13 protein-coding genes are annotated in these 14,776 nt (G+C 68.4%); 8 read left to right on the plus strand and 5 right to left on the minus strand.

The genetic code is table 11. The annotated features are described in order from the left end of the window. Positions 1-46: 46 nt before the first annotated feature. From ilvD to ABFX36_RS15260, 3 genes are all read right to left on the minus strand, one after another. Positions 47-1,891, minus strand: coding sequence for a dihydroxy-acid dehydratase (gene ilvD / locus ABFX36_RS15250; RefSeq protein WP_045538712.1), 1,845 nt, complete (start codon positions 1,889-1,891; stop codon positions 47-49). 146 nt (positions 1,892-2,037) lie between these two features. Continuing rightward, the gene (gene mgtE, locus ABFX36_RS15255) at positions 2,038-3,375 is read right to left on the minus strand and encodes a magnesium transporter (protein WP_062366966.1); all 1,338 of its coding nucleotides are present in this window, start codon (positions 3,373-3,375) and stop codon (positions 2,038-2,040) included. Between the two features lie 50 nt (positions 3,376-3,425). Then, entirely contained in the window at positions 3,426-3,833 is a 408-nt protein-coding gene (locus ABFX36_RS15260; RefSeq protein ID WP_006895932.1) for a PH domain-containing protein, read from the minus strand. 308 nt (positions 3,834-4,141) lie between these two features. Between ABFX36_RS15260 and ABFX36_RS15265 the strand changes: the two genes are divergently transcribed. The 5 genes from ABFX36_RS15265 to ABFX36_RS15285 all read left to right on the plus strand — a co-directional run bounded on the left by ABFX36_RS15265 (position 4,142) and on the right by ABFX36_RS15285 (position 8,841). Beyond that, entirely contained in the window at positions 4,142-6,049 is a 1,908-nt protein-coding gene (locus ABFX36_RS15265; protein WP_081598085.1) for an acetolactate synthase large subunit, read from the plus strand. Next, a complete protein-coding gene (gene ilvN, locus ABFX36_RS15270; RefSeq protein WP_006895934.1) occupies positions 6,046-6,546 on the plus strand; it encodes an acetolactate synthase small subunit in 501 nt (166 codons plus the stop codon). The genes ABFX36_RS15265 and ilvN overlap by 4 nt, the downstream gene beginning before the upstream one ends. A 130-nt stretch (positions 6,547-6,676) precedes the next feature. Further along, positions 6,677-7,678, plus strand: a complete 1,002-nt coding sequence (gene ilvC / locus ABFX36_RS15275) for a ketol-acid reductoisomerase (protein WP_174302284.1) — start codon at positions 6,677-6,679, stop codon at positions 7,676-7,678. A 149-nt stretch (positions 7,679-7,827) separates the two neighbouring features. Then, positions 7,828-8,268, plus strand: coding sequence for an SRPBCC family protein (locus ABFX36_RS15280; RefSeq protein ID WP_045538708.1), 441 nt, complete (start codon positions 7,828-7,830; stop codon positions 8,266-8,268). 123 nt (positions 8,269-8,391) lie between these two features. Further along, positions 8,392-8,841 carry an SRPBCC family protein gene (locus ABFX36_RS15285; RefSeq protein WP_062366965.1) on the plus strand — a complete coding sequence of 150 codons (450 nt, stop codon included), beginning with the start codon at positions 8,392-8,394 and terminating at the stop codon, positions 8,839-8,841. Positions 8,842-8,923: 82 nt separating this feature from the next. Here the strand turns inward: ABFX36_RS15285 and ABFX36_RS15290 are convergent, their stop codons facing one another. Then, positions 8,924-9,589, minus strand: a complete 666-nt coding sequence (locus tag ABFX36_RS15290; protein ID WP_006895938.1) for a trypsin-like serine protease — start codon at positions 9,587-9,589, stop codon at positions 8,924-8,926. Positions 9,590-9,866: 277 nt separating this feature from the next. Here ABFX36_RS15290 and serA point away from each other — a divergent pair, with 277 nt between their 5' ends. The 3 genes from serA to ABFX36_RS15305 all read left to right on the plus strand — a co-directional run bounded on the left by serA (position 9,867) and on the right by ABFX36_RS15305 (position 13,539). Beyond that, the gene (gene serA, locus ABFX36_RS15295) at positions 9,867-11,462 is read left to right on the plus strand and encodes a phosphoglycerate dehydrogenase (protein WP_006895939.1); all 1,596 of its coding nucleotides are present in this window, start codon (positions 9,867-9,869) and stop codon (positions 11,460-11,462) included. A gap of 14 nt (positions 11,463-11,476) precedes the next feature. Beyond that, positions 11,477-12,487 (plus strand): 3-isopropylmalate dehydrogenase, encoded by a 1,011-nt coding sequence (locus tag ABFX36_RS15300; RefSeq protein WP_062367034.1) that lies wholly within the window; start codon positions 11,477-11,479, stop codon positions 12,485-12,487. Between the two features lie 104 nt (positions 12,488-12,591). Next, entirely contained in the window at positions 12,592-13,539 is a 948-nt protein-coding gene (locus ABFX36_RS15305; RefSeq protein ID WP_062366963.1) for a hypothetical protein, read from the plus strand. Here the strand turns inward: ABFX36_RS15305 and ABFX36_RS15310 are convergent. After that, a complete protein-coding gene (locus ABFX36_RS15310; protein WP_346077074.1) occupies positions 13,517-14,737 on the minus strand; it encodes an MFS transporter in 1,221 nt (406 codons plus the stop codon). The genes ABFX36_RS15305 and ABFX36_RS15310 overlap by 23 nt on opposite strands. Between the last annotated feature and the right edge of the window lie 39 nt (positions 14,738-14,776).

Here is a 14,776-nt window from a genome sequence, read left to right on the forward strand (position 1 = left end):
GAATCGGGTCACGGAATACGGCATGAGTGCTTTCAGCCGACAGTGTTCAGTCGACGACGCGGACGGCGCCCTTGTCGGCGGAGGCCGCGAGCTTCGCGTACGCGCGAAGCGCCTTGGTGACCGGACGCTGGCGGTCGCGCGGCGTCCACGGGTGCTCGGAGGCTTCCATCTTGGCGCGACGCTCCGCCAGGGTCTCGTCGTCGACGAGGACCTTGAGGGTGCGGGATTTCACGTCGATGAGGATTTCGTCGCCGTTCTCCACCAGACCGATGTCGCCGCCGGCCGCGGCCTCCGGGGAGGCGTGGCCGATCACCAGGCCCGACGATCCGCCCGAGAAGCGGCCGTCGGTGACCAGACCGCACTTCTTCCCCATGCCGGTGCCCTTCATGAAGGCCGTCGGATGCAGCATCTCCTGCATGCCGGGCCCGCCGGCGGGCCCCTCGTAACGGATCACCAGCACCTCGCCCGCCTGCAGTTCCTTCGACAGGATGGCGTGCACCGCGTCCTCCTGGCTCTCGACGACGCGCGCCGGGCCCTGGAAGTGCCACAGCGACTCGTCGACGCCGGCGGTCTTCAGGATGGCGCCGTCGCGGGCCAGGTTGCCGTGCAGCACGCACAGTCCGCCTTCGACGGTGTAGGCGTGCTCCTTGTCGCGGATGCAGCCGTCGGCGGCATCGGTGTCGAGCGACTCCCAGCGGTTGGAGGTGGAGAAGGGTTCGGTGGTGCGGACGCCGCCCGGGGCCGCGTGGAACAGTTCGATCGCCTGATCGGTGGCCGTGCCGCCACGGATGTCCCAGTCGGCGAGGTAGCTCTCGAGCGACGGCGCGTGAACGGGATGGACGTCGGTGTTGAGCAGACCGGCGCGGTTCAGCTCACCGAGGATCGCGGGGATGCCGCCGGCGCGATGCACGTGCTCCATGTAGTACTTCGGTGAATTGGGCGCCACCTTGGCCAGGCACGGAACGTTACGTGAGATGCGGTCGATGTCCTTCAGATCGAAGTCCACCTCGCCCTCCTGGGCCGCGGCCAGGATGTGCAGAACGGTGTTGGTGGATCCGCCCATCGCCACGTCGAGCGCCATGGCGTTCTCGAAGGCCTGGCGGGTGGCGACGTTGCGCGGCAGCACCGACTCATCGTCGTCCTGGTAGTAGCGCTTCGCGATGTCGACGATCAGCTCGCCGGCGCGCGTGAACAGGTCGCGGCGTGCGACCTGGGTGGCCAGCGTCGATCCGTTGCCGGGCAGCGACAGCCCGAGCGCTTCGGTGAGGCAGTTCATCGAGTTGGCGGTGAACATGCCGGAGCACGACCCGCACGTCGGACAGGCGGACCGCTCCACCTCCAGCAGTTCCTTGTCGTCGACGTTGCTGTCGGCGGACGCCGAGATCGCGTCGATCAGGTCGGTGCCCGGGCGCACGACGCCGTTGATGACGACCGATGTGCCCGCCTCCATCGGTCCGCCGGAGACGAACACGGTGGGGATGTTGAGACGCATCGCGGCGTTGAGCATGCCCGGCGTGATCTTGTCGCAGTTCGAGATGCAGACCAGGGCGTCGGCGGTGTGCGCGTTCACCATGTACTCGACGGAGTCGGCGATGATCTCGCGGCTCGGCAGCGAGTACAGCATGCCGCCGTGACCCATCGCGATGCCGTCGTCGACGGCGATGGTGTGGAACTCCTTGGCCACGCCGCCGGCCTCGCGCACGGCGTCGGCGACGATCTCGCCGACGTTCTTCAGATGCACGTGACCCGGGACGAACTGGGTGTACGAGTTGGCGATCGCGATGATCGGCTTCCCGAAATCGTCGTCGGTCATACCGGTGGCGCGCCAGAGGGCGCGGGCGCCGGCGGCTTCACGGCCGACGGTTGTGGTGCGAGACCGCAGGGCTGGCATGGAATTCCTCGCTAGAAATCGCTGAACTGGACCCGGACGGGCTGACGATCCGGGATGTCCTTCAACTTTACGCTCAGCTGTCCAGAGTTATTCCCGGCCTCGGTACCGGCGACGCCGACGGCGGAATCCGCCGGGGCGCGGGGGCGTCAGATCTGCAGGACCGCCTTGGCGATCGAGAAGTAGATGATCAGACCCGTCGCATCGCAGAAGGTGGAGATGAACGGGGTGGAGAACACTGCGGGATCGACGTGGATGGAGCGCGCCACCAGCGGCATGATGCCGCCGACGGTCGCCGCGACCGTGCAGACCGAGAGGATGGTCAGCCCGATGACGGTACCGATGCCGATGTCGTAGACCAGTCCTGCGACGAGGAATCCGACGACGCCGAGGGCGGCGCCCATGGTGGCGCCGACGCTCATCTCTTTGCCCGCGACTCGGAGCACATCGGACGTGGTGACCTCGTCGGTGGCGAGCGCACGGGTCACCGTGGTCGCCGCCTGCGAGCCGGTGTTGCCGCCGATGCCGGTCAGGAGCGGAATGAACAGTGCGAGGGCCACCTTCTGCTCCAGAGTGCCCTCGAAGATCTCCAGGACGTTCACCGTGAGGATCGCCGAGATCGCCAGCACGAACAGCCACACCACTCGCGCGCGGGTGATCGCGAACGTCGAGGCCTGCAGGTACGGCGTCTTCAGCATCTCGCGGGCGCCGGCGCGCGCCTCGTCCTCGTCGCGGGCCGCTTCTACCACCTCGGCGGCGTCGTCGAGGGTCAGGACGCCGAGCAGTCGGTCCTCGTTGTCGACCACGGGCATCGCCATGATCGACCGGTCGATACAGCGCTGGGCGGCCGACTCGGCCGGTTCGGCGGCGTAGGCGAAGATCGGCGCCTTCGTGTGCTCGGCGACATCGGTGTCCGGATCCGAGAGCAGCAGATCGCGCAGGCTCGCCACGCCGATCAGGCGGCGCTGGTGGTCCACCACGGGCACCGTGTAGATGGTCTCGGCGTGCCGCCCGCGCGCCTTGATCCGCTCGATCGCCGTGCGGCAGTCGTCGTCGGGGAAGACGTGCACGAACTCCGGACTCATCCGGCGTCCCACCGACCCGCGCCGGAACCCCAGGACCACCGCCGTCGTCTCGCGCTCGGCGGGGGAGAGGGAGCGGATCAGCGCCTTGGCGACGTTCGCGGGGAGCTCGTCGAGCAGCTCCGCGCGGTCGTCGGGGTCCAGATGGTCGAAGGCGTCGGCCACCTCCGCGGTCCCGAGCGAACTGATCAACGCGGCCTGCGCGGTGGAGCTGAGGTCGTCGAAGACCTGCACGGCGTCGTCCTTGGCGAGCAGCCGGAAGGCGATGGTCCGGTCGCCCTCGTCCATCGCGTCGAGGATCGCGGCGGCGTCCTGCGGGGCCAGTTGCGAGAGTTCGCGGCCCACGAACGCCAGCCGGCCGTCGTCGATGGCGCTCTGCAGGGCCTTGGCGGTGAGTGTCGTCATGGGCTCCGTGTCGGCGTCGTTGGCGGATGCGGGCGCGGCGAGCGCCCCGGTCAGCGAGCGGACAGTCGGGCGTCCCGCTCGGCGGCGAACGGATCGGGGATGCGGCCGCCGCTGGCGTTCGACAGCGCGGGCAGATCGGAGAAGCCGACCGCGGGCAGACGCACGCTCGATCCGTCTCGGGCCACCAGGCGCACCGCGCCCCAGCGCGGGAACCGGATGCCGTCGACGTCGTGCCACGGGAGGCGGCTGGTGCCGAAGGTGCCGACGGCGGTGACGCCCTGCTCGTCGACGATGGTGCGGAGCCGGTGAATCCACCACGCCAGCGCGATCGGCACGATGACAGTCCAGGCGAAGCCGGCGACCGAGATCCCCATCAGCATGATGACGAGCAGAAACGCGACCGGCACCGCGAAGTAAGCGATGCGCGAGATGGAGAAGACCTTGGACGACTCACTCATATTCCCCATTGTCTCACGCACCGCGCCGGGCGCAGGTCACAGCTTCGGGCGAGAGGGAATGATTTGACGCGAGACCCGGAACTGGCCTACTTTGTCCACGTGATGAATCAGAAGCTTCTCGTAGTAATCGGTCGGCGCGTCGACGCCTGATCGGTCACTTCGTAGACCTTCAGATACCAATTACGACGCGCCCCTCGCACAGCCTCGCTGGCGGGGGTTTTTTCTTGTCGGGAGCCGGACGAGAAGTCCCTCCGGCCTGATCGGGAATCGCGTGGAAGAGCAGAACACAAGAGGATGAGGATCGTGCAGTGAGTACTCCAACAGCACGCGGGTCGTCGACCCGACCGCAGTCGCCGTCCACCGAGGGCATGCGCTCACCGGGCGCCGTCGTCGCACCCGAACGGGTCACGGGCGCGCAGTCCGTGGTCCGGTCGCTCGAAGAGCTCGGCGTGGAGGTCGTGTTCGGCATTCCCGGCGGCGCCGTGCTCCCGGTCTACGACCCCCTGCTCGACTCGCAGCGGGTCCGGCACGTGCTCGTCCGTCACGAGCAGGGCGCCGGACACGCGGCCACCGGCTACGCACAGGTCGCCGGCCGTGCCGGCGTCATGATGGCGACGTCCGGCCCGGGCGCCACCAACCTGGTGACGCCGTTGGCCGACGCCCAGATGGACTCGGTCCCGGTGGTCGCGATCACCGGCCAGGTCGGGCGCTCGCTCATCGGCACCGACGGCTTCCAGGAAGCCGACATCTCCGGAATCACGATGCCGATCACCAAGCACAACTTCCTGGTCAGCAGCGCGGCGGAGATCCCCCGGATCATCGCCGAGGCCTTCTACATCGCGGAGTCGGGCCGGCCCGGCGCGGTGCTCGTCGACATCCCGAAGGACATCCTGCAGGCGCAGACCACGTTCTCGTGGCCGCCGCAGTTCGAACTGCCCGGCTACCGTCCGGTCACCAAGCCGCACGGCAAGCAGATCCGTGAGGCCGCGCGGATGATCGCGCAGTCGAAGCGTCCCGTGCTGTACGTCGGCGGCGGCGTCATCAAGGCCGAGGCCTCCGAGGAACTGCGTGAACTCGCCGAACTCACCGGCATCCCCGTCGTCACGACGCTGATGGCGCGCGGCGCGTTCCCCGACAGCCACGATCTGCACATGGGCATGCCCGGCATGCACGGCGCGGTCGGCGCCGTCGCCGCCCTGCAGCGCAGCGATCTGCTGATCACCCTCGGCGCCCGCTTCGACGACCGGGTCACCGGACAGCTCTCGTCCTTCGCTCCGGAGGCCAAGGTGATCCACGCCGACGTCGATCCGGCGGAGATCGGCAAGAACCGGGAGGTCGACGTCCCGATCGTCGGTGACGCCAAGGCCGTCATCGCCGACTTGATCGAGGCCATCCGCGCCGACCTCGCCGCGGGCGGGGCCAAGCCGGACATGGTCGACTGGTGGGAGTACCTGCGGGACATCCGCAACACCTACCCGCTGAGCTACGACAAGCAGTCCGACGGCTCGTTGTCGCCGGAGTACGTCATCGAGCAGCTCGGCAAGGCCGCCGGCCCCGACGCCGTGTACGTCGCGGGCGTCGGCCAGCACCAGATGTGGGCCGCGCAGTTCGTCAAGTACGAGAAGCCGCGCACCTGGCTCAACTCGGGCGGCCTGGGAACGATGGGCTACTCGGTTCCGGCGGCGATGGGCGCCAAGGCCGCGGCTCCGGACAAGGAGGTCTGGGCGGTCGACGGCGACGGATGTTTTCAGATGACCAATCAGGAGCTGGCCACCTGCGCCATCGAGGGCTTCCCGATCAAAGTCGCACTGATCAACAACGGCAATCTCGGCATGGTCCGTCAGTGGCAGACGCTGTTCTACGACGAGCGGTACTCGAACACCGATCTGGCGACGCACTCGCGGATGATCCCGGACTTCCTCAAGCTCGCCGAGGCGCTGGGCTGTGTCGCTTTCCGCGTGGAGCGCGAAGAGGACGTCGCACCGACGATCGCGAAGGCCCAGGAGATCAACGACCGCCCGGTGGTCATCGACTTCATCGTCGGCAAGGACGCCCAGGTGTGGCCGATGGTCGCCGCGGGCACCGGCAACGACGAGATCATGGCCGCGCGCGACATCCGGCCGCTGTTCGACGACGAGGAGTCGGCCGCCGACCCGGCGGAGATCCACGACGCCATGATTCGTGAGCAGGCCACGAGCGAAGGGAACCAGCAGTGAGCACCCATACTCTGAGCGTTCTGGTCGAAGACCGTCCGGGCGTGCTCGCCCGCGTCTCGGGCCTGTTCTCCCGGCGCGGATTCAACATCGAGTCCCTCGCCGTCGGTCCCACCGAGCTGAAGGGCATCTCGCGGATGACCATCATGGTCTCGGTGGAGGACTTCCCGCTGGAGCAGGTCACCAAGCAGCTCAACAAGCTCGTCAACGTGATCAAGATCGTGGAGCAGGAGCCGGCGAACTCGGTCTCCCGCGAACTGATGCTGATCAAGGTCCGCGCCGACGCGTCCAACCGGAGCGAAGTGATCGACGTGGTGAATCTGTTCCGCGCCAAGGTCGTCGACGTCTCACCGGAGTCGGTGACCGTCGAGGCCACCGGAACCTCGGACAAGCTCGAGGCACTCCTGCGGATGCTGGACCCGTACGGCATCCGGGAGATCGCGCAGTCGGGCGGTGTCACGCTCGGCCGCGGCCCCAAGAGCATGTCCGCCAACCGCTGACATCTCGAGCTCGGTTCGCCGAGTGAAGCGTCAGACCCCGGTCGCGGCCACCGTCACACCGACGGGTTGAATGGTCACGACACACAACACAAATATTTCGTATTGAAGGGATTCCACTGTGGCAGTCGAGATGTTCTACGACGATGACGCCGACCTGTCGATCATCCAGGGCCGCAAGGTGGCCGTGATCGGTTACGGCAGCCAGGGCCACGCACACTCGCTGTCGCTGCGCGACTCGGGTGTCGAGGTCGCCATCGGTCTGCGCGAGGGCTCCAAGTCCCGCGAGAAGGCGGCCGAGCAGGGGCTGAAGGTCATGACCGCGGCGGAGGCCGCCGCCTGGGCCGACGTCATCATGCTGCTGGCTCCGGACACCAGCCAGGCGCAGATCTTCACCGATGACATCGCACCGAACCTGAACGACGGCGACGCGCTGTTCTTCGGGCACGGCCTCAACATCCACTTCGACCTGATCAAGCCGCCGGCCAACGTGACCGTCGCGATGGTCGCGCCGAAGGGACCGGGCCACCTGGTCCGCCGTCAGTTCGTCGACGGCAAGGGCGTCCCGGCGCTCATCGCCGTCGATCAGGACCCGAAGGGCGAGGCCCAGGCGCTGGCGCTGAGCTACGCCAAGGGCATCGGCGGTACCCGCGCCGGCGTCATCAAGACCACCTTCAAGGAAGAGACCGAGACCGACCTCTTCGGTGAGCAGGCCGTGCTCTGCGGCGGCACCGAGGAACTGGTCAAGACCGGTTTCGAGGTCATGGTGGAGGCCGGCTACGCACCGGAGATGGCCTACTTCGAGGTCCTGCACGAGCTCAAGCTGATCGTCGACCTCATGTACGAGGGCGGCATCGCCCGCATGAACTACTCGGTCTCGGACACCGCTGAGTTCGGCGGCTACCTGTCGGGCCCGCGCGTCATCGACGCCGACACCAAGGAGCGCATGCGCGCCATCCTGAAGGACATTCAGGACGGCACCTTCGTCAAGCGTCTCGTCGCCAACGTCGAGGGCGGCAACAAGGAACTCGAGGCGCTGCGCAAGCAGAACGCCGAGCACCCGATCGAGGTCACCGGCCAGAAGCTGCGCGACCTGATGAGCTGGGTCGACCGCCCCATCACCGAGACCGCCTGAGTCTCAGCGGCCACCGCCGGCGCACCTCTTCGACGACCCCGCACCCGATCCCGGGTGCGGGGTCGTCCGCGTTCGCCGGCGGGACGCGCTCGCTACCATGCTGCGCAGTGCTGCGGCGACCGCGCGCGGCGACGAGAAGGGGAGAACAGATGGGCGAAGTCCGGCATGAGGCAGTCATCGGGGCCCCACGCGAGGCGGTGTTCGCGTACGTGGACGACTACCGGAACGTGCCCGAGTACATGTTCGGGGTCGGTCGGTTCACGCCGACCACCGAGTTGACACACGGCCAGGACTCCGAGTTCGAGACGGCCATCCGGATCGGCCCGAAGGAACTGACGTCGACGGTGCGCTGTACCGAATGGATCGACGGACAACTGATCAGGCTCGAGTCGGTGAAGGGCTTCGGCGCCGACACCGCGTGGACGTTCGCCGACGGTGACGAGCCGGGTACCACCGTCCTCCGGGTCGTGTTCGGGTACACGCTGCCCGGCGGGCTCGCGGGCAAGGTGCTCGGCGGACTCATCGGCCCCTTCGCCGAACAGGGCGTGAAGCATACGGAGGCGAAGATCAGGGCGGCCGTCGAGGACTGACCGGCCGGCGATCCCGGGGGTCGGATCAACCTTGCCATCGGCGCATGGCATTGTGGTGTGAACAACATCGGGCACACCGCAATGCCCGATCGACCGCAACCGATCGATCCCCAGGAGTCACCAATGCCGGGAGTTCGCCAGACCGTGACCACCGAGGCGTCGCGCGACCGGGTGTTCGCGTACGTCGACGATTACCGAAACGTTCCGAGCTGGATGTTCGGAGTCACCCGGTTCACACCCGTCACCGACCACACGTCCGGGCTCGGCGCCACGTACGAGGCCTGCATGAAGATCGGACCGAAGAACCTCACATCCACCCTTCGGGTCACCGAGTGGGTGGAGAACGAGTGCGTCGTCCTCACCTCCATCGCCGGCTTCGACGTGCGGACCGGCTGGCGGTTCGCCGACGGCGCCGACGGGCAGACCCTGGTGGATGTGAACTTCGACTACGACCTGCCGGGCGGCCTGGCGGGCAGGGCGCTCGGTGCGATCATCGAGCCCGTCGTCGGCCAGGCGGTGAGGCAGACCGAGGCGGCGCTCCGGGCCGCGGTGGAGAGCAGCGACGCCGCCTGAGCGCGCGTACCGGCACAGACAGACGCCGGGCCCCGAGACGGAAGGTCTCGGGGCCCGGCGTCGTTTCGTCGGCGGCTTCGGGCTACACCGGCTTGAAGTTGTTGTAGCCGATCTTGTTGAGCCGGTTCAGGATCGTCTTGGCGTTGGTCCCGGTCTCCGGTCCCAGGCACGACAGGAAGTAGTAGGCGTTGACCATGCCGACCAGCTGATCCCCGACCACCACGGGGCTGCCCGAATCGCCTTCGATGACGCACATCTGGCTGAAGTGCGAGGTGCCGTCGGAGAACCAGGTGACGCCGCAGGTGTTGCCGGTGGTGCGACCTTCCTTGCACAGGATGGTCGGGAACTGGACCGGGGTGGTGTTGACCTTGCGGATCGTGACACCGCGCACGGTGCGCGTCGGAGCGACGTTCGAGTTGAGCGCGATCACCGCGACGTCGATGTCCGACGCCGAGTAGACGACCGTGCCGATCTGGCCGCGGCTCTGGAAGCTCTCCGAGATCACTCGCTGACCGGGCTTGCCGCAGTGGCCGGCGGTGACGGCGATGAGCTGTCCCTTTCGCGGCCCGGTGGTCGGACGGCCCACGGTGGTCACCGTGCACGCCGCCGCGCTGTTCCCTCCCTTGAGGACGAGGATCCCGGACCCGCCGCCGAGCGGAACCTTGGGTGCGGCATCGGCGGTACCGACTCCGACCAGTGACAACAGGCCGGCGGCGAGAACCGCGAGCAGCACCGTCAACTTCTTCATTGCATCTCCGCTCAGTACTTGTCGAGGCCGCGTATGTCTTCACGGGCGACGTGCCTACCTTAAGTGCCCTCCGGGGCAACGCCCAATGCCCGCCTCAGATACCGCTGCAGTTGTGACGGAAATGAGACGACGTCAGCAATGTACACGCGCCCAGGTGTCGGGCACCACATTCGCATCGGGGCGGATGTGCCCGCGCGGCGCCGGGGAATTACGATGGCGGGGCAAGTCTTGGGTGCCGGACCTGGCACTCTTCACCGGAAGAAACCTGGAGAATGCAGTGACCGAAAGCGGCCGTCCAGTTGTCCTCATCGCTGACAAGCTCGCCCCCTCGACGGTGGAAGCCCTCGGCTCCGACGTCGAGGTGCGCTGGGTAGACGGCCCCGATCGCCCGAAGCTGCTCGAAGCAGTGGTCGACGCCGACGCCATTCTGGTGCGTTCGGCGACCACCGTGGACGCCGAAGTCCTCGATGCGGGTAAGAATCTGAAGATCATCGCTCGCGCAGGCGTCGGCCTGGACAACGTCGACGTGCCGTCGGCCACTGAGCGCGGCGTCATGGTCGTCAACGCTCCCACGTCCAACATCCATTCGGCGGCCGAGCATGCGATCGCCCTGCTGATGTCGACTGCTCGTCAGGTCCCGGCCGCCGACGCCACGCTCAAGGAACACACCTGGAAGCGCTCGTCGTTCTCCGGCGTGGAGGTCTTCGACAAGACCGTCGGCGTCATCGGGCTCGGCCGCATCGGTCAGCTGGTGGCCCAGCGACTGGCCGCCTTCGAGGCCAAGATCATCGCGTACGACCCCTACGCCTCGGCGGCCCGTGCGGCACAGCTGGGCATCGAGCTGGTCGGCCTCGACGAACTCCTCGAACGCGCCGACTTCATCACCATCCACCTGCCCAAGACAAAGGAGACCGCCGGCCTCATCGGCGCCGAGCAGCTCGCCAAGGTCAAGGACGGCGTCATCATCGTCAATGCCGCTCGCGGCGGGCTGATCGACGAGCAGGCCCTGGCCGACGCCATCAAGGCAGGCAGGGTCCGCGGCGCGGGCCTGGACGTCTTCGACTCCGAGCCCTGCACCGACTCCCCGCTGTTCGACCTCGACCAGGTCGTCGTGACGCCGCATCTCGGCGCCTCCACCGCCGAGGCCCAGGACCGCGCGGGCACCGACGTCGCCGCCAGTGTGAAGCTGGCGCTGGCCGGACACTTCGTGCCGGACGCGGTGAACATCACGGGCGGTCCGGTCGACGACGAGGTGGCGCCGTGGCTGGAGCTGTCGCGCAAGCTCGGCGTCCTGGCCGGCGTCGTCGCGGGCGGCATGCCGACCAACCTGACCGTCGAGGTGCGCGGCGAACTCGCCGCCAGCCCGGTCGACGTGCTCGGCCTCTCGGCCCTGCGCGGACTGTTCTCGGCCGTCGTCGACGAGCCGGTCACCTTCGTGAACGCCCCGGCAGTCGCCGGTGAGCGCGGCGTGAGCCACGACGTCGTCACCGAGACCGAGAGCCCCAACCACCGCAGCCAGGTGGACGTGCGCGCGGTCTTCGCCGACGGCAGCATCGTCAACGTCGCCGGAACGCTGACCGGACCGCAGCAGGTTCAGAAGATCGTGAACATCAACGGCCGCAACTTCGACCTCCGTGCCGAGGGCCGCAACCTGCTCGTGAGCTACGCCGACCAGCCCGGTTCGCTCGGTAAGATCGGCACCGTGCTCGGTGACGCCGGTGTCGACATCATCGCCGCCGCCCTGGCCCAGGACGTGGAGGGCAACGGCGCGACCATGATCCTGCGGCTCGACCGCGAACTCGACGACGCGCTGGTCGCGGCGGTCGGCGACGCCGTCTCGGCCACCCTCATCAAGCAGGTGGACCTGTCGTGAGCCAGGGCAAGCCGATGAAACTCGCTGTCATCCCCGGTGACGGGATCGGACCCGAGGTGGTCGACCAGGCGCTTCGCGTGCTGCGCAAGCTGCACCCCGACGTCGCGACCACCGAATACGACTTCGGTGCGCGCCGCTACCACGCGACCGGTGAACTGCTCACCGACGAGGACATCGCCTCGCTGCGTGAGCACGATGCGATCCTGCTGGGCGCCATCGGTGACCCGTCGGTCCCGTCGGGCACGCTGGAACGCGGCTTCCTACTGAAGATGCGGTTCATTCTCGATCATCACGTCAACCTGCGGCCGTCGGTGCTCTACGAGGGCGTCGCCTCGCCGCTCGCAGGCGATCCGAAGATCGATTTCGTCGTGGTCCGCGAAGGCACCGAGGGGCCGTACACGGGCAACGGCGGCGCGATCCGGGTAGGCACACCGCAGGAGGTGGCGACCGAGGTGAGTGTCAACACCCGGTTCGGCATCGAGCGCGTGATCCGCGACGCCTTCGCTCGCGCGCAGTCCCGGCGCAAGAAGCTGACGCTGGTGCACAAGAACAACGTGCTCACCTTCGCCGGCGGCATGTGGACCCGTGCGGTCGAGGAGATCGGCAAGGAGTTCCCCGAGGTCGCGACGGACTACATTCACGTCGACGCGGCGACCATCTACATGGTCACCGACCCGGGTCGCTTCGACGTGATCGTCACCGACAACCTCTTCGGCGACATCATCACCGACCTGGCGGCGGCGGTGTCCGGCGGCATCGGCCTGGCGGCGTCGGGCAACATCGACGCCACTCGCGCCAACCCGTCGATGTTCGAGCCGGTGCACGGCAGCGCGCCCGACATCGCCGGACAGAACATCGCGGACCCCACCGCGGCCATTCTGTCCGTGGCACTGCTGCTCCGCCACCTGGGCGACGATGAGGGCGCGGCACGCGTGGAGAAGGCCGTCGCGGCCGATGTGGCGACCCGCGGATCCTCCCGCGGTTCCACCTCGGAGGTCGGCGACCGCATCCTCGCCGGCGTCTGACGACGATCCGTCTGCGAACGGCCTCGGCGCTTGCGCGTCGGGGCCGTTCCTCTCTCGCGGGCCAGGTACCGGGTTCCGGCGATCGCTCGGCTACCGTGACGAGTATGAGTGAATCTGCCCGGCGGACGATCGGACCGCTGGTTGTGCTGCTGGTGGGTGTCGTCGGGTGCGCACTGCTCGCGATCTGGTCCTCGGATCTGCCGGATCGGGTGGCCTCGCACTTCGGCGCCGACGGCGCCGACGGATTCTCGTCGATCACCGAGTTGATCGTGCTCACGGCGGCGACCGCCGTGGTCGGCGCCGTGATCGCAGGGGTCGGCGCCTTCGTGGTGAAGGAGCCGGTCACCTCGCGGATCGTGACCGGCATCGGAACCGGAACCGCGACCTTCGTGATCGCGGTGACGATCTGGATCACCGGCCGCCAGCGAGGGCTCGACGACGCATCGTCGGCGACGGCACCGGTCTGGCTGACGGCGGTCTGCGGCGTCGGTGCCTTGGTTCTCGCGGTCGCCGTCGCCTACGCCACGCCGGTCCGGCCGGTCGGATACGGTCGCACGGCCCCCGTGGGCGAGGTGCCGGTCGCGCACGACGGGCAGCGCAGCTGGACGGGAACGGCGTCCGTGGGCGCGGGTGGCCTGGTGACCGTCGGAGCGGCCGTCGCCGTGCTGTGCGGGCTGGGCGTGGTGATGGCGAACTGGTATCTGCTCGGTGTGGCGGTGCTGGTCGCCGCCGTCGGGCTGGCATTGACCGGTTCGATACAGGTGAGCGTGTCCGAGGACGGCTTCAGGGCGGCGAGTCGGATCGGCTGGCCGGTGATCGCCATGCCGCTCTCGGAGATCCGGCGCGCCGAGGTCGTGGAGGTCAACGCGCTCCGTGACTTCGGCGGCTGGGGTTACCGGGTCTCGGGTCGGCGGAATCTGCGCGGCGCCAAGGGGTTCGTGCTGCGGTCAGGTCAGGCGCTGCTGGTGGTCGGTGACGACCGTCGCGAGGTGGTCGTGGTCGACGGCGCCGCCGACGCCGCGGGCGTCCTCAACGCACTGGTGTCTCGCTGATCCGGGGAGTGCGGTCGCGGGGCACGAGGGGGATCGCGATGACGGGTGCGATCGCCGCGACGGCGAAGGCGGCCGAGTAGCCCGCTGCCTCGATCAGCGCGCCGAGCACGGGCGTGCTCGCCGCGGTCGTGACGTACTGGGCGGTGTTCTGCACCCCGAGGGCGCGGCCGCTCCACGACGGCCCGGCGAACTCGGCGATCGCCGTGAACGCCAGTCCGTTGTCGGCCACCGAACTCACCGTCGCGACCACCATCACCGCTGCGGCCAGCGGAGAACCGATCCAGTCGGTCAGCGCCAGCAGCGCGGTTCCGGCTCCCGCGGCCACGGCGATCACCCGGATCGGTCGCATCCTCGATCCCCAGACGTCGGATATCCGGCCGGCTGCGATGCGTCCCAGCGCGCCGACCACCTGCGTGGCGGTGACCAGGACACCGGCGCTCAGGGGCGACCACCCGTGCCCGACGATCAACCATGCCGGAACGAAGGTCCACAGCATCGACTGCGGGATCACCAGCAGGACGCTCACCGCGTGGATCCGCTGCAGAAATGTCGCCCCGCGATACGGATTCGCCGACGAGGCCGAACCGGCGCCGCGTCCGATCGGCGGATCGATGATCCCGAAGACCACGGCGATCAGCCCGAGCGCGGTGACGGCGACCGGCACCGCGAAGGCCGCCGTCAGTCCGGCCCGTGCGGCGAGCACCGGCATGGTGAGCGCGCAGACGGCGATGCCCAGTGGCTGCGCCATCTGCCGGATGCCCATCGCGGTGCCGCGCGAGGAGGCCGGGAACCATCCGACCACGATCCGTCCACTCGCACCGTTCGCCGCGCCCGCGCCCAGCCCGCCCACCAGCAGGGCCGCGGCCAGCGCGGTGAAGCCCGCGCCCGCCGCCGCGGCGGCCAGTGCGCCGATCGTTCCGGCCAGAGTGATCAGCAGGGAGACCGTCAGGACTCGGCGCTCGCCGAAGCGGTCCAGCGCCGCACCCCAGACGATGATCGTGAGGGTCAGGCCGATCGTCGGGATCGCCGCGAGCGTGGCCGCCGACGAGAGCGACATTCCCTGCGACCGATGCAGTTCTGGAATCACATAGGCCACTCCGATTGTGGCGCACGTCGTAGTCATCGCCGCCAGGAGCGAGCAGGCGAGCATCGTCCACGCTCTGACATCGGAGATGGATTCGGGGCGTCCCGGCATCATCGGCCTCCCGGTTGATCGGGTGAGACGCTGCGCCTTTGC

This window comes from Gordonia cholesterolivorans (assembly GCF_039531975.1).
Taxonomy (GTDB): Bacteria; Actinomycetota; Actinomycetes; order Mycobacteriales; family Mycobacteriaceae; genus Gordonia; species Gordonia sihwensis.